Origin of the sequence: Oscillatoria nigro-viridis PCC 7112 (assembly GCF_000317475.1) — a bacterium.
Classification (GTDB): Bacteria; Cyanobacteriota; Cyanobacteriia; order Cyanobacteriales; family Microcoleaceae; genus Microcoleus; species Microcoleus nigroviridis.
The window spans coordinates 4924085-4949904 of sequence record NC_019729.1 but is presented as its reverse complement, the minus strand read 5'-3'; the positions used below and the strand labels follow the sequence as shown (position 1 = coordinate 4949904).

22 protein-coding genes and 1 tRNA gene are annotated in these 25820 nt (G+C 46.1%); 12 read left to right on the top strand and 11 right to left on the bottom strand.

The features are described from left to right. The first annotated feature begins 48 nt into the window (after window positions 1–48). Window positions 49–984, top strand: a complete 936-nt coding sequence (locus tag OSC7112_RS20760; RefSeq protein WP_015177745.1) for a spermidine synthase — start codon at window positions 49–51, stop codon at window positions 982–984. Window positions 985–1195: 211 nt separating this feature from the next. Here OSC7112_RS20760 and ccmS read toward each other — a convergent pair whose 3' ends face one another. The 5 genes from ccmS to OSC7112_RS20735 form a co-directional block, all read right to left on the bottom strand. Then, a complete protein-coding gene (ccmS, locus tag OSC7112_RS20755) occupies window positions 1196–1627 on the bottom strand; it encodes a beta-carboxysome assembly chaperone CcmS (protein ID WP_015177744.1) in 432 nt (143 codons plus the stop codon). 273 nt (window positions 1628–1900) lie between these two features. Next, entirely contained in the window at window positions 1901–3682 is a 1782-nt protein-coding gene (locus OSC7112_RS20750) for an ABC transporter ATP-binding protein (RefSeq protein ID WP_015177743.1), read from the bottom strand. A 228-nt stretch (window positions 3683–3910) separates the two neighbouring features. After that, window positions 3911–5425 (bottom strand): RtcB family protein, encoded by a 1515-nt coding sequence (locus OSC7112_RS20745; protein WP_015177742.1) that lies wholly within the window; start codon window positions 5423–5425, stop codon window positions 3911–3913. A gap of 519 nt (window positions 5426–5944) precedes the next feature. Then, complete coding sequence (locus OSC7112_RS20740) at window positions 5945–7780, bottom strand: APC family permease (protein ID WP_015177741.1); 1836 nt, start codon at window positions 7778–7780, stop codon at window positions 5945–5947. Between the two features lie 67 nt (window positions 7781–7847). Beyond that, window positions 7848–8687: a prephenate/arogenate dehydrogenase gene (locus tag OSC7112_RS20735; RefSeq protein WP_015177740.1), complete on the bottom strand. Its 840-nt coding sequence runs from the start codon at window positions 8685–8687 to the stop codon at window positions 7848–7850. 38 nt (window positions 8688–8725) lie between these two features. Between OSC7112_RS20735 and OSC7112_RS20730 the strand changes: the two genes are divergently transcribed. The 9 genes from OSC7112_RS20730 to OSC7112_RS20690 all read left to right on the top strand — a co-directional run bounded on the left by OSC7112_RS20730 (window position 8726) and on the right by OSC7112_RS20690 (window position 18212). Beyond that, on the top strand, window positions 8726–10288 hold the full coding sequence (locus tag OSC7112_RS20730) for a pentapeptide repeat-containing protein (RefSeq protein WP_015177739.1): 1563 nt from the start codon (window positions 8726–8728) through the stop codon (window positions 10286–10288). A gap of 282 nt (window positions 10289–10570) precedes the next feature. Next, window positions 10571–12133, top strand: a complete 1563-nt coding sequence (locus OSC7112_RS20725; protein WP_015177738.1) for a pentapeptide repeat-containing protein — start codon at window positions 10571–10573, stop codon at window positions 12131–12133. A gap of 78 nt (window positions 12134–12211) precedes the next feature. Continuing rightward, window positions 12212–13774: a pentapeptide repeat-containing protein gene (locus OSC7112_RS20720; RefSeq protein WP_015177737.1), complete on the top strand. Its 1563-nt coding sequence runs from the start codon at window positions 12212–12214 to the stop codon at window positions 13772–13774. Window positions 13775–14291: 517 nt separating this feature from the next. Then, entirely contained in the window at window positions 14292–15800 is a 1509-nt protein-coding gene (locus tag OSC7112_RS20715; RefSeq protein ID WP_015177736.1) for a helicase C-terminal domain-containing protein, read from the top strand. A gap of 65 nt (window positions 15801–15865) precedes the next feature. Further along, entirely contained in the window at window positions 15866–16078 is a 213-nt protein-coding gene (locus OSC7112_RS20710) for a DUF2839 domain-containing protein (protein ID WP_015177735.1), read from the top strand. A gap of 125 nt (window positions 16079–16203) precedes the next feature. After that, window positions 16204–16275: transfer RNA gene (locus tag OSC7112_RS20705), tRNA-Val, on the top strand. A 127-nt stretch (window positions 16276–16402) separates the two neighbouring features. Further along, window positions 16403–17203: a TIGR04255 family protein gene (locus OSC7112_RS20700; protein WP_015177734.1), complete on the top strand. Its 801-nt coding sequence runs from the start codon at window positions 16403–16405 to the stop codon at window positions 17201–17203. A gap of 4 nt (window positions 17204–17207) precedes the next feature. Continuing rightward, window positions 17208–17612, top strand: coding sequence for a hypothetical protein (locus tag OSC7112_RS20695; protein WP_015177733.1), 405 nt, complete (start codon window positions 17208–17210; stop codon window positions 17610–17612). Window positions 17613–17618: 6 nt separating this feature from the next. After that, complete coding sequence (locus OSC7112_RS20690) at window positions 17619–18212, top strand: hypothetical protein (RefSeq protein ID WP_015177732.1); 594 nt, start codon at window positions 17619–17621, stop codon at window positions 18210–18212. 57 nt (window positions 18213–18269) lie between these two features. Here the strand turns inward: OSC7112_RS20690 and OSC7112_RS20685 are convergent, their stop codons facing one another. The 3 genes from OSC7112_RS20685 to OSC7112_RS40010 form a co-directional block, all read right to left on the bottom strand. Next, window positions 18270–18476 (bottom strand): type II toxin-antitoxin system HicB family antitoxin, encoded by a 207-nt coding sequence (locus OSC7112_RS20685; protein ID WP_015177731.1) that lies wholly within the window; start codon window positions 18474–18476, stop codon window positions 18270–18272. Window positions 18477–18529: 53 nt separating this feature from the next. Beyond that, window positions 18530–18910, bottom strand: a complete 381-nt coding sequence (locus OSC7112_RS20680) for a hypothetical protein (protein ID WP_041622657.1) — start codon at window positions 18908–18910, stop codon at window positions 18530–18532. A 119-nt stretch (window positions 18911–19029) separates the two neighbouring features. Beyond that, window positions 19030–19170 carry a hypothetical protein gene (locus tag OSC7112_RS40010; protein WP_190274241.1) on the bottom strand — a complete coding sequence of 47 codons (141 nt, stop codon included), beginning with the start codon at window positions 19168–19170 and terminating at the stop codon, window positions 19030–19032. Window positions 19171–19215: 45 nt separating this feature from the next. On the opposite strand from OSC7112_RS40010, the gene OSC7112_RS20675 reads away from it, so the two are divergent. After that, window positions 19216–20157 carry a nucleotidyltransferase domain-containing protein gene (locus OSC7112_RS20675; RefSeq protein WP_015177730.1) on the top strand — a complete coding sequence of 314 codons (942 nt, stop codon included), beginning with the start codon at window positions 19216–19218 and terminating at the stop codon, window positions 20155–20157. 122 nt (window positions 20158–20279) lie between these two features. After that, entirely contained in the window at window positions 20280–21041 is a 762-nt protein-coding gene (locus OSC7112_RS20670; protein ID WP_015177729.1) for a nucleotidyltransferase domain-containing protein, read from the top strand. Between the two features lie 183 nt (window positions 21042–21224). On the opposite strand, the gene OSC7112_RS20665 is transcribed toward OSC7112_RS20670, so the two are convergent. The 3 genes from OSC7112_RS20665 to cobJ all read right to left on the bottom strand — a co-directional run bounded on the left by OSC7112_RS20665 (window position 21225) and on the right by cobJ (window position 25742). Further along, the gene (locus OSC7112_RS20665; protein WP_015177728.1) at window positions 21225–22010 is read right to left on the bottom strand and encodes a DUF8692 domain-containing protein; all 786 of its coding nucleotides are present in this window, start codon (window positions 22008–22010) and stop codon (window positions 21225–21227) included. 402 nt (window positions 22011–22412) lie between these two features. Then, window positions 22413–23624, bottom strand: coding sequence for an RNA-guided endonuclease InsQ/TnpB family protein (locus OSC7112_RS20660; RefSeq protein WP_015177727.1), 1212 nt, complete (start codon window positions 23622–23624; stop codon window positions 22413–22415). 321 nt (window positions 23625–23945) lie between these two features. Then, window positions 23946–25742, bottom strand: coding sequence for a precorrin-3B C(17)-methyltransferase (gene cobJ, locus OSC7112_RS20655; RefSeq protein WP_015177726.1), 1797 nt, complete (start codon window positions 25740–25742; stop codon window positions 23946–23948). Window positions 25743–25820 lie beyond the last annotated feature (78 nt).

The following is a 25820-nucleotide window of genomic DNA, read 5'->3' as shown; positions in this document are numbered from 1 at the left end:
CTATCGTCCGCCTGCGCCGACTAACAAATAAGTGGGATTTGGTATTAAATGATTGACGATCGCCAAAATTGGCAACGTATGAATTTAGCTGCCCTTCAACAGCGGCTGGCTTGGCTGCAGCAACAGCCAGACAAAGTTATTTTTTGCAAAGAGTCTGGTGTTCACTATGTTGCAGTCACAAAAGAGCGATCGTACATTAAGCTATCTTTAGTAGAAAAAGTAAATCAGCACACAGATTTACTGCAATCTGTTTTCGATTTCAACAATCCTTTACATCTAGTGTCTGAATATACTCAGGCGATGATGTTGGGTTTAGTCTGGCAAAACCAACCTCAAAAAATCTACATAGCTGGATTTGGCGGCGGCAGAATTCCCTTAGTTTTGCACCACTATTTGCCGGAAACTGTTATAGAATGTGCGGATGTCGATCCGATCGCGATCGAAGCAGCTACACAGTGTTTTGGGGTAAGATTGGACGATCGGCTGACTGTAACAATTCAAGACGGCAGAGAGTATCTGGAACAGCAAAAACCAGATAATCAGTACGATATCATCATGACCGACGTATTTTTTGGCAACGGCTACTTTCCGCACAGGCTGGCCACCAAAGAATTTTATCAACTCTGCGAAAAACGCTTGTCAAGTGAGGGAGTTGTGCTGGTAAATCTGCTGCAAAGAGATGAGTTTTATGCGGAAAAAATCAAGACTTTTCAAAGCGTGTTTTCTCAGGTGTGCGTGTGTCCGTGGAAGGACATTAACAGCGTTTTGATTGGTACTAACAGCGCTATTTTAGAGAAAGACGAGATTGTTGCTAGGGCAAAATATTTGCAAGATGGCCATCAATTTTCATTTCCATTAACAGACAGATCGCGGGAAGTAAAATTAGGTACAGAATTGGCAGAAGCTGTAGCTAATTTAGACAAAGCTCAAATTTTGCATGACGATTCGCCTCCCGCTGGTTATTTTGATTGCTGGTTATTCTGATATTGATATTTAAAATAATATCAAATCCGGTAGCATGATAATTAATATTACCCACAGCCAGGACACAACAGTGCGGTTTCCCTAGACCAAAATCATCAATCTTCCTCAATCAGAGATACAACCATCGCCCGATTAATTGTAGGGAAACGGCACTACTGTCTCCTGACTGTAGGTAATATCAATTCCGATGCCACCGGATTTGATATAAGTCCTATTTCATACATTCAACCATCTGCTGTTCCAGCCTCGCCAACAATGTATCAACATCTGTTGCAGCTTCCTCAAAACAAACGGGAGGTTCAGGCTTAGGTTCAAACAAAATTAACTTGATTTGACCTTCGCCGATCGCCAAAATCGCCACTTCTGTCTCAGGTTTGTGAGCATTCAACACACCTACAACTTCCTGAATGTGACTTTTTACTTGACGGTTCAACTCCTCAACCGCCTCTTTCTTACAATACACAAAACGCGCAGTTTCTGCAATATCAATTGCCAAAATCTCCTCGCTTTCTTCTCCCCTTTCCAGAAATAGTCCCCAAGCCAAAGCAGCCAATTCATGTTGATTAGCTTTCACGAATTTATCTAATTTGCGACTCCAGCTATTTTCGTTGGGTTTGGACTCAGGGCTATCAAATAGAAACATTTTCTCTTCTTGTTTGTATAAACTAATATTTTACAGTCAGCAGTCAGTAGTCAGTTGGCCATATCATGTCTAGTTGATTCGCGATCGGATAAATTTCGCTCTCGTAGGGGCGGGTTTTACCAACAATCTACCTGTCAAACTAATTATCTCATAAACCCGCCCCGCCCAGATACTTATGATGCTATCAGACATGATATTCCCAATGCCCAATGCCCAATTCCCAATTCCCAATTCCCAATTCCCAATTCCCAATTACCCAAAACCGCTGCGTTTCTATCTTATACCAGATTGCACGCGCCAGAGCGCCGCATAAATTCCGTCCTGTTCGATCAGTTGTTCGTGCTGCCCCGATTCTACCACCAGCCCCTCTTCCATGACACAAATGCAATCGGCATTGCGGACAGTAGAAAGACGGTGGGCGATCGCAATTGTAGTGCGATTCTTGGTAATTCGTTCGAGCGATCGCTGAATTGCCGCCTCAGTCTCGTTATCCACCGCTGAAGTAGCTTCGTCAAGAATCAAAATCGGCGGATTCTTCAAAACAGCCCGTGCAATTGCAATTCGCTGCCGTTGCCCCCCCGACAATTTTTGACCGCGTTCCCCTACAATAGTGTTGTAACCGTCCGGCAATTGGGCTATAAACTCGTGAGCCTCCGCAATTTTAGCAGCATTTACTATCTCTCGAGTGCTTGCCTCAAAACTGCCGTAAGCAATATTTTCGGCCACCGTACCGTGAAACAAAAACACATCTTGACTCACCAATCCGATCGCTCTCCGCAAATCTTTTAAATTCAGGTTATTTAATTCTATACCGTCTAGATAAATATTGCCGTGCTGTACCTCGTACATCCTCAAGATTAGCTTCACCAGGGTACTCTTTCCCGAACCAGTAGCCCCAACAATCGCAGTAGTTTTTCCCGCCGGCAGAGTCAGGGAAAAATACTGCAAAATAGGTTTTCTTTGATTGTAAGAAAAGGTAACATTTTTAAATACCAACTCACCCTTAATCGAACTAACCGGCCGCCGAATATCACCCGTGTGAATTGCGATCGGAGTATCCAACAAATTCATCACCCGATTAGTAGAAGCCATGGCGCGCTGGTATTGATCCAGAGTATCTCCCAGGCGAGTCAGCGGCCACAGCAACCGCTGGGTCAAAAACACCAAAACGCTGTAAGTTCCCACAGACAACCGGCCCGCCACCACCTCCAAACCGCCCAGAAATAGTGTTGCAATAAACCCCAAGAAAATCACAACCCGAATCAGCGGAATAAAAGCAGCCGAAAGTACGATCGCCCGTCGGTTGCTTTCGCGGTAAGCTTGGCTTTGTGTTTCGATGCGCCCAATTTCATAATCTTCGGAAGTAAAACTTTTAATAGTAGTAATTCCCATCAAATTATTCGACAGTTGTCCGTTGAGAAAACTCACCTTTTCCCGCACATCAGCATAGAGAGGAGCGAGGCGATTTTGAAAGGCGACCGAGCCCCAAATAATAAAAGGTATCGGCAGCATTGACAGCCCAGCAACCAGAGGAGATGCAGCAAAAAAAGCCGCGCCAATCACAACAACCGTTGTCATTACCTGAATTATCTCATTAGCGCCGTCGTCCAAAAAACGTTCGAGTTGATTGATATCATCATTCAGAATAGAAATCAAACCGCCAGTGCTGCGTTCTTCAAAATAAGCTAATTCTAATTCCTGCAAATGGCTGTAAGCTTCCAGACGCAAATCGTGTTCGATATCCTGAGCCAAATTGCGCCACAAATAATCGTAGGCATATTCAAAAACAGATTCCAAAGTCCAAACAACCGCGCTCAAAAGAGTGATAATTGCCAGTTGCCAAAAGACATCTTTTATGCCCCACTGAGCGAGGATAGAATCTTGCTGTTTCACCACCACATCAACGGCCATACCGATTAATGCTGGCGGCGCTAAATCAAAGAATTTATTCAGCAGCGAACAGATACTTGCCAGCCAAGCTTTCAGGCGGTAGCGGCGGCCGTACTTCAGCAGCCGCTTTAGGGGATGGACAGGTTTTGATGGATTTGGTGACAATTGAGGATTGGGGGTAATTGGGCAATTTTTAGATTTTGTACTTGCTCTCACAGTTTGAGAAACGGGCAAGATGCCCGTTCCACAACTCAGAAATTGTCTTTGAGAACCGGCTTCGAGCCTGTTTCAAACGGGCAAGATGCCCGTTCCACAACTCAGAAATTGTCTTTGAGAACCGGCTTCGAGCCTGATTTAGACACCAGTTATTGAGAACGGAGAAATAGCCCCAGGCTACGCTTTAAATGTTAACACTGGCTTCAGTTTAGCGACTGCACCAACTATTTGCGCCTCAACCTGAACGTCAATTACTGGTTGAATTGGCTTGTAAGCGGCGGGTGCTTCTTCGATTCTGCGTTCTTCGCGCAAGGTAATGCAATCTACGCCGATTAATCCCAAAGTGGAGTCAGTTTTGTCAACACCTTTGCGACTCATATCGAAGCGCGATCGCGCCCTTCCTGCACCGTGAGAAGCCGATCGCAAAAATCGATCGTTTCCCTTACCAATTAGCAAATAAGACGGCGCGCCCATCGAACCGGGTACAATTACAGGCTGGCCCGTATGTGCCGGACAAGCGCCTTTGCGAGTCACCCAGCCGGCACCTTCAGCTAAGGTAATATTGTGAGGCAAATCGTATACTAAGGGAGCTTCGACATCGCCGAAAACTTGCCGCAAACGCAAGCGCAGAAGTTCAGCTAGCAGTAAGCGGTTGATAAAACCGTAATTAGCAGCGGTTGCTTCCGCTTGCAGGTAGCTGCTCACAAGTTCGGGATTTGCTGCGACAGACAGCGGAAAAAGCCTGGATTTAGGATGTTTCAGGGTTGTAGCCCAGGCTTCGCAAGCTCGATCGCGCCACATTCCGCCGATGTATTTGCCGACATTCCGCGAACCGGAGTGAATCATGAAAGCGATTTGTCCCGATCGAACTCCCCAAGTATAAGCCGTAGCCTTGTCCACCACTTCGTCAACCACTTGAATTTCGACAAAGTGATTGCCGCCGCCAATGGTACCTAAGCCGCCATCCCTGACTAAGCCGTCGTTTGGGACTAATTCTGCGGGGGCCCATTTGACATCGCCATTCATGGAACCGCCGAGGAAAGTGCGCTCGCACTCTGTCGCCAACTGCTCGAAATCCGAATTGGCAGTGCTGCCGGTTGCCTTGTCCCGCAAAGCATCCAGCCATCCGGGAATCCCGTGTTGGAACATCGCGCGAGCAGTTTTTGCAGTCATGCTGACATCGCGAGTACCGAAAAAATAATCGCCTTTGAGCAATTCTACAAATCGATCGCGCTGACTGAGGAATTGTTCGATCGACAAATCCGCAACGTGTAACCGCATCCCGCAGTTAATATCCGAACCGGTAGCCGCCGGAATCACCATTCCTGCTGTTTCTACAATAGAGCCGATCGCCACTCCCGCATCCCCCGGATGGAAATCTGGAGTAGCGCAAGCGCGGCAAACGCAGCCGCCTTGAGGGTGTCGAACATTCGCCAAATTTGCTAACTGTTTGAGCGCCTTTGCTTCCACAGGAAAATCCTCTGGGAGCAAAACTTCTGCTGTTGTGGCACTGGCATCTTGCCAGTGTTCATGCAAAGAACTATTGAGTTCTCTTGTGGCACTGGCATCTTGCCAGTGTTCATGCAGAGAACTATTGAGAGAAATAGAGTAGACTTTATTGTCGTAACTAACATCAAGACCTTGCCGAGACAAAGCTCGCAAAAGCCTGTTCAAGTTTTTTGGCTGCTGCATAAATAGTCTGATGCGGGTTGCATAGCAACCCCCAAAAGTTGAAGAGATTTTTTAGGGAACAAAAGACTTGGGTTCAGCAGCCGCAATCTTTTTTAAGATCAGTTGAAAGGCAACTTTTCTAACGACTAAATTTCTAACATATCATTTTTGATATGTCAATCCTTTCATTAAATTTTTAATAAATATATAGCGGTTCTTAAGAAAGTGAGGTAAGCTGTTCACCATTTAAATTTTCGAGGCTATCTAAGCCTGTAAAGGGTTTCAGCCTCTGAAGCACCCAGTTTAAATGCTAAAAAGCTTATGCTCTATGCCCTATGTCAGATCGTACCTCATGTTACGCTCGAAAGGCTATATATGACTTACCAAACGGTGTCAGAAACCGGGTTTCTGCCTAGCAAAATCGCATCCAAACCCAAGATTTTGCGAAGAAACCGGGTTTCTTGAGCCAGCGCGTCCGACCGCATTCCAGTCTTAATTGCGAAGAAGTAGGGGCAATCCCCCGTGGTTGCCCATCCCCCCTTAAAGAAAATATCTAACCGTTGTTACAACCCGACTTTTTTTAGCCCGCAAAGCCGCTTTCAAAAAGAAAGCAGTTTGATTGTGCAGCAGTCCCTCCCACCAATTTCGCGTTACAAAAGCCGGAATGATCAGCGTTAAATATACTCCCGGTCGCTGCTCTTCAAACAAAGTCAAAAAGTGTGTCAAAGGCGAACCAACAGAACGGTAAGGCGAGTCCAGAATTTCCAAAGGAATGTCTGACTGCAAATCTTTCCAAGCTAATTGTAATTTTTCTCGATCGGTCAAACCAATATCCACGTGAACTGCCACAACTTCATCAGCAATTAAACGAGCGTAATCGAGGGCCTCGAAAGTTCCCCGGTGCAACTGCCCGACTAACACCACTGCCGGATGTGTCACCGTCTTAACTCTAGGTCTGCGAAGATAAGACCTCGGTTCTATTCCCTGAATGCTCAACCGAGCCGCGACATACCGATAGTGTCGGTGAATAGCTAAAAATAGACTGACTACGATCGGAATAGTTACTACGACAACCCAAGCTCCCAAAAGGAATTTTGTAGCGAGAATTACAGCTAAAACTCCTGTTGTTGCCACTGCACCAATACCGTTCATCACAGCACTAACTTGCCAACCTTTACCTCGTTCCTTAAACCAGTGAATTACCATTCCCGATTGGGAGAGAGTAAAAGAAGTGAAAACTCCAACCGCATACAGGGGAAGCACCGCACTTGTATTGCCTCGAAAGATGATAATTAAAAGAGCAGCGCAGAAGCTGAGCAGATTAATGCCATTAGAATAAACCAGGCGATCGCCCAACAGCGACAACTGCCTGGGCAAAAAACCGTCCCGCGCCAAAAAATAACAAAGTCGCGGAAAATCAGCATAACTCGTATTCGCCGCCAACAGCAAAATTAACAGAGTCGCTGCCTGCAAATAGTAATAAAATATACCGACACCAAAAATCTGTTTTCCCAATACAGAAAGGAGCGTTTCATGTTCTGTAGGAATCACCTGATAAATATGAGCCAAGTAACTAATCCCCAAAAACATCGCTCCCAAAATTCCCCCCATATAGCTCAAAGTCAGGCGCGCATTTTTCCATTCAGGAGGCTTAAAAGCCAACACCCCGTCTGATATGGCTTCAACTCCTGTCAGGGCTGTACAGCCCGCCGCAAACGCCCGCGCCAGCAGAAATAATCCCAAAGGTTCCTTAGCTGGAATATTTTGTAAAGTCGGCATAACCTGACCTGTTGCCTGTTGGAATAAACCGCAGCCAATCAAAACAAAAATGCCAACGAGAAACGCATAGGTGGGAACCATAAATATATTGCCAGATTCCCGCAATCCCCTGAGATTGGCAAACATGATGAGGACAATAAAAAATAAGCACAGTTCAACTGTGTAGGGGTGCAGCGAGGGAACTGCAGAAGTCAAAGCCGCAACGCCAGCCGAAATACTGACTGTTACGGTGAGGATGTAATCAATCATCAGCGAAGCTGCCGCGATCAAACCAGGATAAATACCTAAATTTTCTCGCGCCACAAGGTAAGCGCCACCGCCTTTGGGGTACGCTTTAATTGTCTGTCGGTAAGACAGCGCCACGATCGCCAACAGTAAAATAATAATTCCAGAAATAGGCAGCGATAAACTCAAACTACTACTCCCCGCTAGTAACAGTACCAGCAGAGTTTCTTGAGTAGCGTAGGCAACAGACGAAAGTGCATCGGAAGCCAGAACAGCTAGTCCAGTAGCGTTGCTCAGCCGTTCGTGAACAGATGCGCTAGTCGGAAGAGATTCACCCAGTAAAAATCGCTTGACTCGAGAATAAGCGTACATGGAAACTCAATATATAGGCGTCCACAAATCATAATCTAGACGGGAACCGTTTTAAGTAATTTTTGGATCACAATTTGTAATTCTGTCTCGCTTGTTGAGTCAGCTTCAGCTTGTGTTCGATAGCTTGCCAATTTTCGTCTTCGATATCGCTGATGAACCCGTCGAGACAGTCGCGGTAAATAGAGAGCGATCGCAACAATTCCTCTCGATTGTACTTTGCCACCATCACTCCCAGCTCGGGATTGCCGCCCCCAACCCGGCTCGTATCCCGAAAACCCGAACTCGCCAAATTTTGGGCTAAATTAACAATATCCCGATCGCCCTCAAGATCGCAGGCCGCCACCAGCGTCGCGCTCGCCATGAGCGGCAAATGAGAAATCCAAGCCACAGCTCGATCGTGCTCGATCGGGCCACATCGGTAAACTTTAGCACCCAGCAACCGCGCAATTTCCTCAACCTTATCCACCGCACGCGGCGGCGTCTGGGCAGTCGGCGTCACCACGTAAGGCCGGCCCACAAACAAATCCGGCACCGCCGCCTCAATCCCGCTTTCAGCAGTCCCCGCCATCGGGTGTCCCCCCACAAAGTTCGGCCACAGAGGAGATACAGCCTGCACTATGGGTGTTTTTACGGAACCGACATCGGTTACAATAGTATCAGGGGAAAGATAGGGCACCAACTCTCGGACGATCGGCTCGATCGACAAGAGCGGCGTGCAAATAAAAACCACATCGGCTGCTGCCATTAGAGACAGGTTTATGCTGGCTTCATTGACAACACCGCGAGCTTGCGCCCGAGAGCAAGTCTGCTGCCGACTCGAAACCCCAAAAACATTAAACCCGCGCGATCGCAAATCCAGCCCGATCGAGCCGCCAATTAAACCCAGTCCTACAATACCGATATTCATAGCAATAAAATGGGGATATTTGATACGGTGCCGCCCCCATGACAGTCGAGGAACTCCTGAAAAAATATGCCGCCGGAGAAAGAAACTTTGCCGGAATCAACCTGACTGAGGCCAACCTCAGCGGCGTCAACTTGAGCGGAGCCAACCTCAAGGGTGCGAATCTGAGTGTAGCAAACCTGAGCGGAGCCAACCTCAGCAAAACCAACCTCACAGGTGCCAAACTCAACATCGCCAGACTCAGCGGCGCCCATCTAGGCGGCGCCGACCTCACCGACGCCGACCTCAACGTCGCCTACCTAGTCCGAGTTGACCTCAAAAAAGCCATACTCATAGGAGCGAAACTGATCAGAGCCGAGCTCATTCGAGCCGAACTAAGCGGCGCCAACCTCAGCGGCGCCAACCTCAGCGGCGCCACCCTCACCGAAGCCACCCTTCGAGGAGCCAATCTCGCTCAAGCCAACCTTCGAGGCGCTCACCTCAGCGGCGCGTGCTTGACAGAAGCCAACCTCGAACAAGCCAACCTGCAAGGAGCCGACCTCAGCCGAGCCGATCTCAGCGGCGCCGACTTGCGAGGCACAGAACTGAGACAAGCCAACCTCACTCAAGCCGTACTCAGCGGAGCCGACCTCAGCGGCGTCAATTTGCGCTGGGCCATCCTCAGCGGCTGCAATCTTCGCTGGGCCGACCTCAGCGAAGCCAAATTGAGCGGGGCCGACCTCAGCCGAGCCGACCTCTGCCACGCCAACTTGCTCAATGCCAGTTTAGTTCACGCCGACCTGTCAAATGCCTATCTCATCCGCGCCGACTGGATTGGAGCCGACTTAACCGGAGCCACCTTAACCGGAGCCAAACTCCACGCAGTTTCGCGGCTCGGCATCAAAACCGAAGGCATGACCTGCAAGTGGGTCGATCTCAGCCCCAACGGCGACCACAGCCAAATTTACTGGTTGAACTCGGGAGGAACCCACGAATTTTTTCACGAAACCTTGCCCACAGTTCGGATCGTGATTGACTCGCCCTTAGACCAAGGCGCTCATTTTGCACTAGCTGCAACTTATTACCAAATTGCCCAACAATACCCGAGTTTAAGTCAGCCTCCCACGATCGAAGTTAGCTCCAGGCGCACCGTACTCGCGTTTAAAATGGACAGCGACGATAAATTATTTGCCACCGCTTACGTTGCCATCATTCCTTTTAACGACGCTGCCACCACTCAAAAAAACCTAATAGCTTTGATGAAAATGATTCAATCCCACGATGCAGGCAAACTTAACGTCAAAGAATCTAAACACGTCCAGTTATGCAGCAAAGCTCTCAACCAAGCTATCAGCAAAGTAGACCAAATTAAAATTTCCAGTTCTTTTCCAAAAATCGGCGAAAGCATTAATTTCTTTCAAATTCCTACACAGATGCTCTTAATTAATTCCCGCGACCAAAGAGTCAGCGTATATCACCACCCCGCCTTCGGCAAGCGTTTGATTAAAAAATACGAGCCAAGTAACTCAACATCGGGTAAGTTAGCCGAAAGTACAAAATTAGCTCAAGCTAATATCACTAGCATTTTGGATTTTATAAAAGGCTTCCACAATATAGATGTTTAGGCATATTGCATCAAGTTACAAAAAATGCTGATCGGGACTTAGACAAATTTGGAGCTAAAATCAGGCTCTATCCCTCTCTGGCAAAGCGATTTAGCTCGATGGGGGTAAACGCGGTTCAAACCCAGTCACAGACAGAAAAATCATAAGTTTACCTTAAACTCTTCCTGTAACTAGATTTGAGCCTGTTTTCCCGCCTTATTTTGTCTAAGTCCCGTTATTCTAGTTTAAAGGTTGGCACAACAAAGCTTTGTTCTAGCTAACACATCAGGGAAATTGAAAAGCATGGATGCCGAAGAACTCATCACCAAATATGCAGCAGGAGAAAGAGACTTTCCTGCCATCCTCCTTTGCGAGGCAAATCTCAGCAGGATCGATCTCAGCGGGGCTAATTTCAGTGAGGCAATCTTGAGCCTCACCAACATGAGCGGCACCAATCTGTCAAACGCCAACATGAGAAAAGCCAAACTCAATGTTGCCAGACTCAGCGGTGCCAGTCTCAACAAAGCCAACCTCAGCGGCGCTATCCTCAACGTGGCTAACTTGATTCGAGCCGACCTCAGCGAAGCCCAACTCGTCGAAGCTACAATGATCAGATCCGAACTGATCCGAGCCAACCTCAGCAGTGCCAACTTGAGCGGTGCAAACCTCAGCGAAGCAGATTTGAGAGAGGCAAGCCTCAGAGAAGCCAATCTAGAGCAAGCCGACCTCAGCGGGGCTCACCTCAGAGGCGCTTCCCTAACAGCGGCCAACTTGGAACGGGCCAACTTGCACAGAGCCGACCTCAGCAGGGCAGACTTGCGAGGAGTCAACCTCTGCAATGCCGAACTCAGACAAGCTAATCTTTCTCAGGCCAACCTCAGCGGCGCTGACTTGCGAGGCGCTAATCTCCGCTGGGCTGACCTCAGCGGGGCGAACCTGACCGGCGCTGACCTCGACGAAGCGAGATTGAGCGGGGCAAACTTGTACGGGGCAAATTTGAGCAATGTCAATCTGTTGAACGCTACTCTGGTACACGCGGATTTGACTCAAGCGAATTTGATTCACGCTGATTGGGTGGGCGCCGATTTGACGGGGGCGGCCCTGACGGGGGCAAAAATTTACGCGGTGTCTAGGTTTGATGTGAAAGCAGATGACATTACCTGCGATTGGGTTGACCTCAGCCCTAACGGCGATCGCAGCCACATTCAGCGCTTTACCCCAGAAGAATCTCAAAGGTTTTTCAATGCTACACCGCCGACTGTTCAAATTATTGTCGATCGACCCCTCGACCCGGATGCTAACTTTGTCCTGGCAGCTACCTACCGCCAAATTGCCCGTCAATACCCTGCTTTGAACCATCCTCCCAGTATCGAAGTTAATTCCCGACGCACAATCATATCATTTAAAATTGAACAGGACGAGCAACTATTTCCCACCGCTTTCGTTGCGATTATTCCCTTTAGCGATGCAGCATTTACTCAAAAAAATTTGATTACTCTGATCAAGATGATTCAACCTCAAAGTGGTAATAACCTGGGCGTCAGAGTCTCAAATATGGTAGTGCAATTAAACGTAGCCCTGACCAAAACAATGAGAAAAATAGGGGAAATGAAAATTCAGCCGATTCGCCTCGATCGCGAACCGATGTCAAGTTTTTTCCAATCGCCTACCCAAACTGTACTGGCTAACTCCAGCGCCGAAACTTTGATGATTCACTATCACCCAGATTTTGGCAGAAACTTGACAAATTTGCCCGGAGTCAACAAAACGTCTATCAGTCCTGCAATTAAAGCCCAAAGATTTACCACCCCGCCGCTAAATACGGTCATTGAGTTTGTCAAAAGCTTTTATCAGCTCGGTGAGTAAATACTATAAATTAATCTGATATCATTTCTATTCATGCCCTATAAAAGTTAGCTAATTGCCATTTCATTAAAAAAAAAAATGGAAGCTGAAGAACTGCTCAAACGATTTGCACTCGTCAAGAGATACACAGAAGGCGACAGAGATTTCACAGGAATCGACCTGAATGAAGCTAATCTCAGCCGCATCAACCTCAGCCAATCAATTTTAAGGCGGGCTAGCTTATTTGTCACCAACCTCAGCGGCGCTAACTTGAGCGACGCTAACTTGAGCGAAGCTAACCTGAATGTGGCTAGGCTCAGCAGTACCAATCTCTCGCGGGCAATCTTAAACGGGGCTACTCTCAACGTAGCAAACTTAGTGAGAGCCGATTTAAGTGCAGCTCAATTAATCCGAGCATCCCTGATTAGAAGCGAATTAGTCCGCTGCGAACTCAGCAACGCTAACTTCAGCGGCGCAAACCTGACTGAAGCAGATTTAAGAGAGGTAAAACTGACGGAAGCTAACCTTTGCGGTGCTAATCTTTCCGGTGCAAATCTCAGAGGTGCTTCGGCTGCTTCAGCTAACTTTCAAGAAGCTAACTTGCACGGCGCGGATTTGACGAAAGCAGAACTTAGCGGCGTCAATTTGAGCAATGCCGATATGAGACAAGCTTCTTTGCAACAGGTGAATCTCAGCAGTGCCAATTTGAGCGGAGCTAACCTCAAATGGGCTGATTTGACGGGAGCTAACCTCAACGGCGCCGATCTGAGCTGTGCTAAATTGAGCGGAGCTAACCTTCACGGAGCAGATTTAAGAAATACTAATTTAGGAAGTGCTAGTTTCGTTCACGCTGATTTGACAGAAACAAATTTGATTAATGCAGATTGGGTGGGCGCTGATTTGAGGGGAGCAACTTTAACAGGAGCAAAACTGTATTTGGTTCCTCGATGCGGCATCATAGCAGATGATATTACTTGCCAGTGGGTTGACCTCAGCCCCGCAGGCGATCGCACTCAGATTCAACAATTTAATTCGCCGTCAGAATCGAGAAAATTTTTAAATCACACGCCTGGGTTAGTGCAAATTGTGGTTGACGCACTTTTAGACTACTCAGCAAACAGCACTTTAGCAACAGCTTACAGCGAAATAGCTCGGCATTACCGGGCAATGAATTTTCCTCCTAATATTGAAGTCGGCTACCGCCGGACAACTCTAACTTTTAGATTTGAGAGCGACGAGCATTTATTGCCAGCAGCTTTTTTAGCGATTCTTCCTTTTAAGGATGCTGTCCAAACTCAGAGAAATATTATGCTGATCGGCAAAAATATCGAAAATCAAAATTTGGAGGATCGACGAATATTGCAGTTGCGTAAAGCATTGAGTACAGCTACAAATAAGTTAAATGAGTTGATGAATTTAATCTCTAATATATCACGAGTGAGTCAGCCAACAAAGTTTTTTGAGTCACCTACCCAAACTATTTTAATTAGTTCGGGACAGGAGAGTTTGATGGTGAATTCTCACGGGAATTTTGGGAAGGGAGGTGCAACTAATCAGGAGACTAAATTCTGTTTGCCTCTCGGTCAAAAAGTAGTTGATTTTCTGGCCAGTTTTGATTATAAGGAATACCCTGAAAACCCCGTGACTTCAGTCCGGGAATGAAAGGGCGTTGCAGGATTTATCCTGCCTGTTCTCTTTACCTCAATCCTGAATCTAAAATCCAATCTTTTTAATTCAAAAAACTTTCTTAAAAAGTTGGACAAGACGGGACAATATGGTAGGCTAAGACAGTCAAGGTTAAACTCCTTTGTCCGAAGTGAAACAGTTAAGACACACTTTTAGGCATGAACTGGGGGACAAAGTGCGGCGAAAACACTCTAAACGGCCGAAACCGAAAATGTAGGTTTCAATCCAGCAAACATAAACTTGTCTACTGGGAATTGTTAAGTAGGGTAGGGCATACCCAAACTCTAGATAAATATTCTAGTACGCTTTTGGAGATAGATCCCAAGAGAGTGTTTCTGAATTGGACTCGTCAATTGGTGGTACTCCACGGTTGAAAAGTTTAAGTATTGCCGTGAGGACAGAACATTTTAAGGTCAGTCGCTGAATTAAGAATCCCCTCGGCTTCAGCCAGGGGAGTGTCAAGTTGAGTGAGAAATGTCAATTTTAAAACCGATTGATTGAGGTAGAAGTCCACAATTCATTGCTCCGCTTCCTGCGATCGAACTCCGAGCCGCACTGGCCCCACCATTTAACGATGGCGCGGCTCGTGGCGCGGGCTTTGCGCTTGGGGCGCAGCGCTCTGATCCAAACGGGGCTTCCCGCTGGAGCTTACCGACAGCGGTATCGAGTCAGCTATTTGATGCCGATTTTGATGTGGCCGGAACCTGTGATTTTAGTCGCGCCGAAAGCGCTGCTGGAACATTTGCAGGCGGTGGAAATTCCGCGCTTGCAAGAGTGGCTGCAAACTGATAAGTCGATCGAGATTTATTCGGATAAGGCCGCTGGACGAGGATTGATGCTAGCAGATCCCGAGTCTTGGCTGGCGGCTCGCTTGGCGGTGGATTCGCAACTTCACAGCAATATTCCGACAATTATCGACGGTGTGGATGACTTGGAAGTTTGGACGCGGCAGCAATTGACGGCGTGTTTGCAACCTGCTGACTGGAATGATTTAATGCAATCTCAGCCTTTGGAAGCCGATGCCATCCTCCAAGGGCGGGTAATGCTAACGCGGGCTTTCTTTCGGCATCCGGCGAAACCAGAGGAGTGCTATTTGCTGGAAACGGCAGAGCAAAAGATATTGGAGGGGCTCTTTGAAAGGATCGAGCCAAATTCGCTGATTCCGGCTGCTTGGAGCAATTTTTGGCAGCGGTGGGAAGCAAACGGAAAACTGCGGTGGGCGGAAATTAATCGGGAGGCTGGCTCATTTTCTTTGTACTGCGCGCCGGTGCAGGTGGCTGAGGTATTGGGCAAAATTTGGGAGGATCAGCCGGTGGTGTTGATTGGTGGGGCGGTTGATTTGGAACCGAAGGCTCCGATTTTCCGGCAAATGATGGGACTGCCAGAATTGACGAGCGTTAAGTTTTCGCCCGATCGACAAAGCGAATTAATTCAACTGTACATTCCCAACTGGCTGCCGCTGCCAAATACGCCGGAATTTCAGGGAGTTTTAATTGAAGAAATTCGGACTTTGCTGTTGATGAGCGCGTCGGTGGCGGGTTTAACGGTGCTGATTGTTGGTGATGTACCGCTGAAGGCAAGGCTGGCGGCAATTTTGGCTGCTGAGTTCGGTTCTCGGGTGCAGGTAGAAAAGACTGATGTGGGGGAGAATGCGATTTTGGTGACGGGGTGGGAGTTTTGGCGGGAACATCAGGGGGAATTGAGCGCGCCTCACTTGCTGGCGATCGCCACTTTGCCGCTACCTTCTTTGGAAAATCCTTTGGTGACGGCGCGTGTGGCTTACTATAAGGAGCGGCGCAAGGATTGGTTTCGGTTGTATTTGCTGCCGGCGGCGCTGAATGAGTTGCAGCGGGCGATCGCGCCGGTGCGAGAACGTCAAGGGGTGGTGGCGATTTTCGACAGCAGGGTGATTCACCGCAGTTACGGAAAGCAGGTTTTAGGGGCTTTGAGTCCTTTTGCGAGGATTGATTATTTGGATACGACTTGGCTGACCCAGGCTTGAGATGACCTGTTGACTTATAATTTGTTTAGGTATCCAGTTGAAATCTAATTTAGCAGACAAAGATTATGGGTGAAGCTAAGCGTCGCAAAGAGTCGATCGGCGACGAATACGGTAAAGAAGAGCGCATCGTTCCCTGGCTGCCAATCACAAAAACCCAAAGCGAAGATTTTGTGAAGTGGACAAGTCGCGGAAGCTGGATCGGGATTAGTCTTTTGGTGGCTTGGTGGGTGGTAGTGCGATTTGTCGGCCCAGCGGCAGGTTGGTGGCAGGTTAACTGATGCCTGACTCGACAAATGCCTCTATTCTGGGCATTGTGTCGAGTTTAACTCCGAAACCAGCGGCTGAATTTTTAGGAAAAATTTAGTTGCAAATTTGGACTTAGTATGGTATCTTAGTTATCTGCGGGCAATTAGCACAGTGGTAGCGCACTTCCTTCACACGGAAGGGGTCACAGGTTCAAATCCTGTATTGCCCATATTTTTAAGTTGTAAAATTTGATTGGGAAAAGGCGATGGCATCTATCCTGAATGTAATTCTGTTTGGAAGTAAGTTAAGCTAGAGTAATAGACGCTCTTCAAATTGGTAATGGATACTTTGAAAAAATGAAGCTCCCAAACTATGAAAGAGTAATTTATGAGGACAGCCCCCTAATTGAGGTTATTGCTCAACTTAGATTTCCCACTATCCTGAAAATTGCCAGCCAACAGCCTGTAGACTTTCAAGATAGTATAAGGTTTGAATACCCAATTTTTGAAACTTCTAGAAATTTGCAGATCCCGGTTGAGCTATCTAATCTTTTAACCCAATTCACCTCTAATTTTACCAGTGACTTGACTTCAATTGACTTGACTTATCAATTTAAGTCAGAAGACTTGAGTTGCCAGATATCTTTAGACAAAAACTCTATAACGCTTGCTACGACAAAGTATGAAAGATATGAAAATTTTATTTATAAATTTAAACGCGCTGTAGAACTTTTTGAACAAATATATAATCCCTCTTTTTATTCACGAACAGGACTAAGATATCGTGATTTAATTATTAGGTCAAAACTAAATCTCAAAGACAAAGAGTGGCATGAATTAATACCGCAACATATTGCTTCTGAACTGTATACACCAGAAGTAGCAGATTCAATTCAAAACTTTGTTAAAAATTTACAGCTAAAAACTGAATTCGGTCAAGTTAATTTTAATCATGGACTTGTTAACGTTAGGGACACAGAAAGAGGTATAGATGAAACAGCTTATTTATTAGATACTGATTTTTTTACTGAGGATAAAGTAGAAAGGAGTGAAAATGCCTGGAAAATACTCGATAACTACAACCATACAGCCAGAAATCTCTTCCGCTGGGGTATCACGGAAGAGTTGCACAGAGCAATGCGACCTCAACCAATATAATCTTATGCACGTAACAACTGGTGGTACTCAAAGCAAAAATATAATTGGACAAAGGTATGAAGTTTTACCCACTCCTGCTCAGACGCAGTATCGGCACACTTTAGCATCTGGTACTCCTAGCTTAAAAATCGAAGTTTCCATCGAATCACCTATTAGTGGTGAATGGTTTGGTCAATTCAATCAAAACACGATCGCTTGGGTTAAGTGCTTAACGCTACTCAATCTGCTTTTTACTAACACTCCAGAAGGATTGGAAGAAGCATCTGAAGTGCTTGAACGCATGGTGGAATATTATAGTGACTGTCGGTCTGATTTAGGACAAACTACCTTACCTCAAGAATTAGGATTACTTACTGGTAGCGTATTACCTAGCGAAGTCAGACCACCTTTAGTCCTAGATTTTGAGTAGCTAACCATGCGTAAACCTTGGATTTACAGAGCCTCGAATGACAAAGAGGCTCTTAGACAAGGGGAAATTCTGACTGGACTTATACAGATTAAACCTGTTCCAAGTGAATCTTCTCCAGACCTCGATAAAACTCAGTTTAAACCTATTGTTCATCCTTATGCAATTATTGTCACTCAAAACTGTGATTTAGATTGGGACTATAGCGCTAGGCAAAATCGAGATAAGCCTAATAAGTTATTAAATTCTGTACTTTGTTGTCAAGTACATACAGCTCAAGAAATTCGCTCCGACAAAACAGTCCAGCTCAATTCAGCCGATTGGAATTTAGTAAAATCTAATCGTTATCAACAGTACCATTTTTTGGAAAAAATACCTCTAGAACGTGAATCATGTCAGGAAGGCATACCAGAATTAACAGTGGATTTTAAAAAAATTTTTGCGATAGATGCTGATTTCTTATACCATCAAATAAATAATAATTTTGCTAAACGACGTGCTGTGCTTGAAAGTCCATATTTAGAAGACTTTTCACATCGTTATCATGACTTTCATGGGCGTGTAGCACTTCCTGCACAACATGAAAGTGAAAAGGGGGTATAAGGGGAAAATTAAGCGGGAGAAAAACGGACGGGAAATAAAAAGGAATTGGTGTTTAGCTTAAGCTTCAACATATTCGCAAATAGAGACAGGTTCGGGAATAGGAAAAGCATCCTCTTGTAGTCCTTCAAGATGAAATGCGATCGCCTCTTTAATTAAATTTCTCACCTCTTCTAAACTTTCAGCCACAGCTACACATCCCGGTAAATCTGGAACATACGCACCATAGCTAGTTTTACCTTTTTCAATTACCACAGCATAACGCATTAATCTTCCTCTTCTAGTTGAGTTTGCCGCAAAACACTTTTAAGCTTAATTAGCTAACAGTAGGGTGCGTCAGGGGAAATTCTTAGTTTGTTGTCGTCACATTCTGCCCTGACGCACCCTACAACTTGTTGAGCCTCGTCCCCGCACCAGATAGATATTCCCACGACCGGTTCCCAGTGAAATTCTAATTCTGGAGAGTTTCCTAGCTGAGCAAGTGCTCGGTAGAAAGTTGATTTTGGTATGTTAAAATACTCGTAAAATTCGCGTGGTTTCGGGATATTTAGCTTCTGGCCATTTGCGCTATAGATTTTGGTGATGGTGTAAATAAAGCCTGCCGCCGTCAATAAACGGTGCTCATATAATCTGATTGCATCTTCCAAGGAAATGCGATCGTATTGCTGTTGTTCGGGTAATTTGAAATGTGGTACGATCATCTTAATCAAAAAAATAATTTACTGATGGCGACCGTTGGTAGCGGTCGTTTTTTTAGGCTGCTTGAGAAGATTCTAACACTTAAGCCTTTCGCGACAACTTGCAGCACCTGAAATCAACACTAAGTTGCTGCGATCGCACAAGGCCAATTTTTTAAGACAAAAACTGGGCTTTCTGTCGTAATCGTAACTAATTTGCTAGATTTGATGTCACCTATGCCCAAACGAGCGATCGCCCAAAACTCCCCTTCTATACTACACATATGCTACATTAAGATTGTAGCTCGTGCCCCGCAGGAGGTTTCCTCATGGCAAATGCCAATCTTCCTCAAAATTTCAACTTAATCATCCCCGCAGGAACCCAAATTGTCACCAAAATCGAGGTCAAAAACCCCGCAGGCGCTCAATCTTGGAAACCGGGATTAGTAGGCGTCATCGTTCAATCGCCTACGGACAATTCCCACGCATATTTAGTTAAACTCCCAGACGGAACAGAAGTTAGTCTGCGGCGGCACGAACTCAGTATCCGCAAGCAGTTTCAGAGCGAAGGATTGCAGTCAGGAGGAGATTTTCTTGCAGAATACAACCTCTATGATTCTGTAATTTACCGCTGCATTCTTGGTTCGAGAGCCTACGGTCTTGATAACGAGCAATCCGATACAGACAGACGCGGGATTTACCTGCCACCGGCAATACTTCATTGGTCGCTTTACGGCATCCCAGAACAATTGGAAAACAAGGAAAATCAGGAATGCTATTGGGAACTGCAAAAGTTTCTGGTTTTGGCACTAAAAGCTAATCCAAATGTGCTAGAATGTTTGTACACGCCCTTAGTAGAAACACTTTCTCCTGTAGCAAAAGAATTGCTGGAAATTAAGGAAATCTTTCTTTCTCAATTGGTTTATCAAACTTACAATAGCTACGTTTTATCTCAATTTAAAAAGATGGAGCAAGACCTCCGCAATACCGGGGAAATTCGTTGGAAGCACGCGATGCACTTAATTCGCTTGCTGCTGTCAGGAATTACGGTGCTCAAGGAGGGGTTTGTGCCTGTTCGGGTGCAGGATTATCGATCGCAATTGCTATCTATCCGCAACCAAGAAATATCCTGGGATGAGGTGAATCGCTGGCGGTTGAGTTTGCACGGTGAGTTCGATCGCGCTTTTGCTGCAACTAAGCTGCCAGAACGTCCTAATTACGAGAAAGCGAATCTGTTTTTGATTGAAGCGCGTAGAGGTGCGATCGGCTAAAAGGGGCGGGTTTACGAGATCGTTAATTTGAGACATTTATAGTTGGTAAAACCCGCCCCTACAGGTATTTGCGATTGTTTAACCGGAATTTAAATTAGCATTGATAAAATGTTGTTGAAAAAATGACAGAATACATCTCGAATCTCGCCCAAATTATCTCAGTTCGACCTTACCCGCTGCTATTTGCGACTGTCAGCGGTTCGCACTTATACGGCTTTCCTTCCGCAGATTCTGACTTCGACTTGCGGGGAGTACACATTTTGCAGCTACCCAAAGTAATTGGACTGATTTCAGGAGAAGAAACCATCGAAGTTTCTGAAGTTCGGGATGGAATGCAACTCGATTTAGTAACTCACGACATCAAGAAATTTTTTGAGTTGCTGTTGAAGCGCAACGGCTACGTGCTAGAACAACTGTATTCGCCGCTCATAGTTTACACTACAAAGGAACACGAGGAATTAAAAAATATCGCCTCTAACTGCATTACCAAGCACCACAGCCACCACTATCTCGGTTTTGCTAAAACTCAATGGAAATTGTTTGAGAAAGAACACCCGCGTCGGGTTAAGCCGCTGCTGTACGTTTACCGGGTGTTGCTGGCTGGGATTCACTTGATGCAAACGGGGGAAGTCGAGGCGAACTTGGTGAAACTTAACGATAAATTCCAGTTGTCGTATATTCCCGATTTGATCGATCGCAAGCTGGCTGGGGAGGAAAAATCAGTGCTGGAAGATACAGATATTGAATTTTATCAGCAAGAGCGCGATCGGCTAATTAATATATTAGAAGATGCAAGTTTTACAAGTCATTTGCCGTCAAATCCTAATGCAAAGGTTGCTCTTAACGATTTTCTGGTAAAGGCGAGGATGTCATCTGTGAACTAAGCTGTTCCACGCCTAATTAGTCGTTTAGTGCAGCAAGCAGCCTACATATTAGTCCTTTGGTGCACCGCCGATCGCAGAACCTCCAGTCGAGGACGCATCAGTAGAAAAGAAACCGGGTTTTTTCTCCCGATCAAAGGCCATAATGCAGTATTTTCATGTCCCTTAAACCCGGTTTTAAGTGATTCACCTTAATAGATTTGTGTTGGCTGGTTCGCTAAGGTCAGATAGGCCGATATTTTGATGCTCGGTAACTTGTGTGTTTTTTCCTGGTATGTAAATATTCCAACTTACCCCGCCTAAATATGTCTTGATATATGACATCAAGGCGTGGATAAATACAACGATGCCCAGCATTTCTAATAACTCTTCAATGCTCGCTACTATCAGGTAGGGTACACTCTCCATTCCCATGGTAGAAAATAGGTATCCCCCTGGAATTTCCATCCCGATTGCTCCTGCAATATAAAGAGCGCAGGCTGCAACAAATAACTTTCTTGTGCTAACAGGAAGGTGGAACACAAACTTACTGTAGGATAAGAGAAATATCACTACCAGAAGACCAAACGGCACAATCCAAGTAAAATAAAGAAATCCCGATCCATTTAGCAGGCTTCGCGTCGGATCTATAAACTTTTCGTGCAATTGACCAGCTTCATCTAATGATAAATATAGAAATATGAATGATAAAATTTTCCAGTGATTCTTGTAGCGATCGCTATCCAAATTTTTCGCATAGGCGATCGCACCCAGCAAGAGAGAACTAAACAGCAATGCCAAAAATGAGTAGAAGGTGGGAAGGTTCCGCTCGGCATCAACGTTAAATACCTTTGCCAAGTACTCTCTCAACGGGTAATCTGGCAAGTAGTACAGACTTATCTGACTTAAGAAAGAGAGTACAGCTAGACAGGTAACCACTCGAAGCAAAAATTGGGTTACAGCCCCAGGAGCTAAAGGAATGTGGAATTTCATATTTTTCTAACCGTTCTCTTAAGCTTTGTTTAAGGGAATCTTATCAAAAGAAAAAACAAATTCGGTCTACCCAAAGACATAGAAGACTCCTGCGGGTGAGGGTGCTCTTTCTTGTAATCGTAAGATTATCGTAGGGTTAAGGAATTTAGCAGACCTCGATCGCCCTTAATTTTATTGTGGCTATATAAAAAATATTTGTTTTCTGAGATGTAAATTATAGAGATCCAAAAATGAAGCTGAAATCCTTAGTACGGTTGAATCGATATCTAAATTCGATCGATGTCTGCAAGAAAAACTCGGCTTCAGGAAGCCGATAACCCTCAGTACCGAGGATTTATGCAATCAAAGGCGATCGCATCTCAATCTCAGTAACCGCTATCAGATGAATTGACACTCTCCTGGCTAAAGCCGAGGAGATTCTTGATTCGCAGAATCGACTTGCCGATGCAGAATTACTTCAACATCGGTAGCGGTCAATTCTCCACAAGCGTTCGGATCTAAGATCCAAGTTCCGACGTGCCCCGCCGTACTCAATCCCCGACTCAGGATATTTTTAGCTGCGTTCCAGTCACGATCTAATACGCATCCACACCGACAAGCGTGGGTTCGCGTTGAGAGACTTTTCTTAACAATTGTTCCGCAACTAGAGCATTCTTGACTTGTTCCGTTAGCTGGCACAGCAATCGTAATTCTTCCGAATACTTTGCCAAAATATTCCAGCCAAATTCGGAACATATACCAAGAAGCGTCGTTAATCGATTTTGCCAGACAGTGATTCTTCACCATATTTTTAATCCTCAAATCTTCGTAGACTACACAGTCGTTAGACTGGATGACGCATCTTGCCAACTTCACGGCAAAATCTTTACGCTGTCTGCTTATTTTGAGGTGGCGCTTTCCTAGAATCGCTCTAGCTTTTTTTCTGTTTTGCGAACCCTTGACTCGTTTTGAAATTCGTTTTTGGGCTTTCTTCAACCTGCGTTCTCCCTTGCGGAGGAAACGCGGGTTATCAACTGCAACGCCATGAGAATCCGTGTAGAACTCTTTGAGTCCCACGTCTAATCCGATGGTCTTTCCGGTAACTTCAATTTCTTCAGAACGGTCAACTTGCACGCAAAGCTGCACGTAATATCCATCTGCTCGCCTTACCAAGCGTACTCGTTTGATTTGACTGCGCTGGTAGAAATGCAAGTCGCGGGTTCCTTTTAATTTAAGTTTGCCGATTCCTTTTTTATCGGTAAAAGTGATTGATTTCCGGTCATCTGCCAGACGCCAGCCCGTAGTTTTGTATTCGACGGAGCGGTTGTGTTTCTGGAATTGCGGGAATCCTTTTTTTCCTGGGACTTTCTTTTTACAGTTGTCGTAGAATCGGGAGATTGCCGACCACGCTCTTTCTGAGCTAGATTGTCGAGCCATGCTGTTCAATTCGTCGCAAAACGGAAATTCCTTAGCTAAAACAGCGCTATACTTGTTCAATGCGTATTTATCAACTTTTTCGTTGTCCATCCAAAACCGCAGTGCTTTGTTTCGGATGAACTGCACTGTTCTAATTGCTTCGTCTACAGCGTCAAATTGCTGTTTTTTCCCGTATGCCTTGAACTCAAAAACTAACATGACTTCGACCTCATCACGATAGTCTTATGCTACCAGAGTCGGCTTAATATCCCTCTAGTTGTTCACAAAGATTTACATGGTTTTACTTGACAGCGCCATCCTGAGAGTTCAGAAAATAGACTGGGAGGCTAAAGCCTCTTTGTCCCTTTCATCCCCGGACTAAAGTCGCGGGGTTTTCAGGGTATTATTTATAACAGCCCGATCGATCGATTCGCCGCCATTTGTTAACTTAGACTCCCCCCAGCGATCTCAAAATATCTCTTTGTCAAAGTCAATTAGCTTTGAGTCAATTGCTGATTTCCGAAGTTTTTGCTGCTTTACTTATTTTTCGTACCTGCGCGGCGTGTAAACCCAAACATCTCCATATTTGCGGGGAATAATCCGAGTTTGACTCGAACCGACAATCACTAAAGTTCTCATGTCTGCGTCTTGCGGCTGGAATTCGCCGAGGGTGCAAACCCGCACAGATTGACCGGGCCTGCCGAGGTTTCGTCCTAGTATGACGGGGGTTTTAGCATCGCGACTTTGCAACAAAATCTCGATCGCCCTGGAGAGTTGCCACATCCGCTGTTTCGAGATCGGATTGTAAAATGCGATCGCGAAATCTGCGATCGCAGCGGCCGAAATCCGCTGTTCTATGACCTCCCAGGGCTTGAGAATATCCGAAAGCGAAATCGCGCAAAAATCGTGTCCGAGGGGTGCTCCGATCGCAGCAGCGGCCGCCTGCATGGCTGAAATGCCCGGTGCTACCCGAATATCGATGCCTTGCCATTCGGGTTTGGCATCAAAGTCGATCGCCTCAAACACCGCTGCAGCCATCGCAAAAATACCCGGATCTCCCGACGAAACCACGGCGACAGATTTGCCTGATGCTGCTAAATCTAGGGCAAAACGGGCGCGATCGATCTCTTCGCGGTTGTCGGAATCGTGCCGCTTTTGCCCTTCCCGCAGGGTTCCGGCTAAGTCGAGATAAAATTTGTAACCCACCCAATCCGTGGCTTCGCGCAAAATTTCCTTAACCTCCGGGGACATCCAGGGCGCGCCTCCAGGGCCGGTACCGACGATCGCCAGTTTGCCGCGGCTAACTCCGATCGCGCTAGCATCTAGGGGTTCGGCTGCCAGGGCGATCGCGCAATTCAGTGCGTTTGGGCGATCGCGTTCGATTAACTGACTGTTTGCACCCGCTGCTGTCAGGGCAATTTGTGCGGCCTGATTTTCGATTAATTCAATTGAGTCTAATTCGACAAGTTCGGAGAGATTGAAAAAGCGGACGGGGACTTTGAAATATTGTGAAACTGCTTCAAGTGCCGGATTTCCCATCTCCTCTTTTAATGCAAAAAATCCCGCAACAGAAGCTGCTGCTAAACCTGCATTTTCCAAGACTTGCTGCACTAATGAAACCGCTATTTCCGGCTCAATATTCGATAGCTTTGCGAGTGCAACTGCCACAATTTGCGGATGGTAAACTAAACAATCGGGCGTTGGCGCAATTGCTTTTTCGGTGACGCGGATGGTCAATTTTGGGTCGGGGGCGATCCTCTGCGTTGGCGTAGCCCCCGTAGGGGCGGGCTTTGCTAACGGCAAATTGCTCTCGGAAAGCCAGCTTGCAGCCCCTTCTAGGCGTACTTTTTCCCCGGCGAGCAAATTTGAAATAAAAGTCTTCGCGTCCTCTGGATTCGCCAAAGAATAGCCTTGGGGAGGACTCAACAGCGCGGTGCGAAACCGGATATCTCCGGTTGTGGTAATTGCAGGCTGTACGCCTAGGGCTGCTGCAATCTCTCTGGCCAAATCATTAACGCCGTGCAAACCGCCCAGCAGCGGTACGACGGCGCTTCCGTCTTCTGCGACGGCTAAAACTGGGGGTTCGGCGCGTTTGTCTGACAGCAGCGGGGCGAGGGTACGGATGATAATTCCGGCGGCGCAGATGGCGATGATTGGGGTTTGTGTTGCGAATAATTCCCGCAATGTTTCGCCGAAGTTGCTAAAGTTGATGTCTGTGTCGTTGGTGCGATCGATTAAACCGTAAATCTGGGAACCGGGGAAATGTGCGGAGATTTTTTTGGCGATCGGCAGGCTGTTTTGACCTAAGATAACTATGGCGGGAGGAAGTCGAACCATTTTAGATTTTAGATTTTAGATTTTAGATTTTATGAGAGTTGCGACGGAAATTAGGAATTAATAATTGATAATTGGTAA

What these genes read in the sequence shown, in the direction of transcription:
- OSC7112_RS40010 (WP_190274241.1), bottom strand. Translation starts at nt 19,170, where the DNA reads ATGTGTAGTATAGAAGGGGAGTTTTGGGCGATCGCTCGTTTGGGCATA.
- OSC7112_RS20760 (WP_015177745.1), top strand. Translation starts at nt 49, where the DNA reads ATGATTGACGATCGCCAAAATTGGCAACGTATGAATTTAGCTGCCCTT.
- OSC7112_RS20710 (WP_015177735.1), top strand. Translation starts at nt 15,866, where the DNA reads ATGGGTGAAGCTAAGCGTCGCAAAGAGTCGATCGGCGACGAATACGGT.
- OSC7112_RS20740 (WP_015177741.1), bottom strand. Translation starts at nt 7,780, where the DNA reads ATGTACGCTTATTCTCGAGTCAAGCGATTTTTACTGGGTGAATCTCTT.
- OSC7112_RS20745 (WP_015177742.1), bottom strand. Translation starts at nt 5,425, where the DNA reads ATGCAGCAGCCAAAAAACTTGAACAGGCTTTTGCGAGCTTTGTCTCGG.
- OSC7112_RS20730 (WP_015177739.1), top strand. Translation starts at nt 8,726, where the DNA reads ATGACAGTCGAGGAACTCCTGAAAAAATATGCCGCCGGAGAAAGAAAC.
- OSC7112_RS20665 (WP_015177728.1), bottom strand. Translation starts at nt 22,010, where the DNA reads ATGAAATTCCACATTCCTTTAGCTCCTGGGGCTGTAACCCAATTTTTG.
- OSC7112_RS20700 (WP_015177734.1), top strand. Translation starts at nt 16,403, where the DNA reads ATGAAGCTCCCAAACTATGAAAGAGTAATTTATGAGGACAGCCCCCTA.
- OSC7112_RS20675 (WP_015177730.1), top strand. Translation starts at nt 19,216, where the DNA reads ATGGCAAATGCCAATCTTCCTCAAAATTTCAACTTAATCATCCCCGCA.
- OSC7112_RS20680 (WP_041622657.1), bottom strand. Translation starts at nt 18,910, where the DNA reads ATGATCGTACCACATTTCAAATTACCCGAACAACAGCAATACGATCGC.
- OSC7112_RS20690 (WP_015177732.1), top strand. Translation starts at nt 17,619, where the DNA reads ATGCGTAAACCTTGGATTTACAGAGCCTCGAATGACAAAGAGGCTCTT.
- OSC7112_RS20735 (WP_015177740.1), bottom strand. Translation starts at nt 8,687, where the DNA reads ATGAATATCGGTATTGTAGGACTGGGTTTAATTGGCGGCTCGATCGGG.
- ccmS (WP_015177744.1), bottom strand. Translation starts at nt 1,627, where the DNA reads ATGTTTCTATTTGATAGCCCTGAGTCCAAACCCAACGAAAATAGCTGG.
- OSC7112_RS20695 (WP_015177733.1), top strand. Translation starts at nt 17,208, where the DNA reads ATGCACGTAACAACTGGTGGTACTCAAAGCAAAAATATAATTGGACAA.
- OSC7112_RS20725 (WP_015177738.1), top strand. Translation starts at nt 10,571, where the DNA reads ATGGATGCCGAAGAACTCATCACCAAATATGCAGCAGGAGAAAGAGAC.
- OSC7112_RS20685 (WP_015177731.1), bottom strand. Translation starts at nt 18,476, where the DNA reads ATGCGTTATGCTGTGGTAATTGAAAAAGGTAAAACTAGCTATGGTGCG.
- OSC7112_RS20670 (WP_015177729.1), top strand. Translation starts at nt 20,280, where the DNA reads ATGACAGAATACATCTCGAATCTCGCCCAAATTATCTCAGTTCGACCT.
- OSC7112_RS20720 (WP_015177737.1), top strand. Translation starts at nt 12,212, where the DNA reads ATGGAAGCTGAAGAACTGCTCAAACGATTTGCACTCGTCAAGAGATAC.
- OSC7112_RS20660 (WP_015177727.1), bottom strand. Translation starts at nt 23,624, where the DNA reads ATGTTAGTTTTTGAGTTCAAGGCATACGGGAAAAAACAGCAATTTGAC.
- cobJ (WP_015177726.1), bottom strand. Translation starts at nt 25,742, where the DNA reads ATGGTTCGACTTCCTCCCGCCATAGTTATCTTAGGTCAAAACAGCCTG.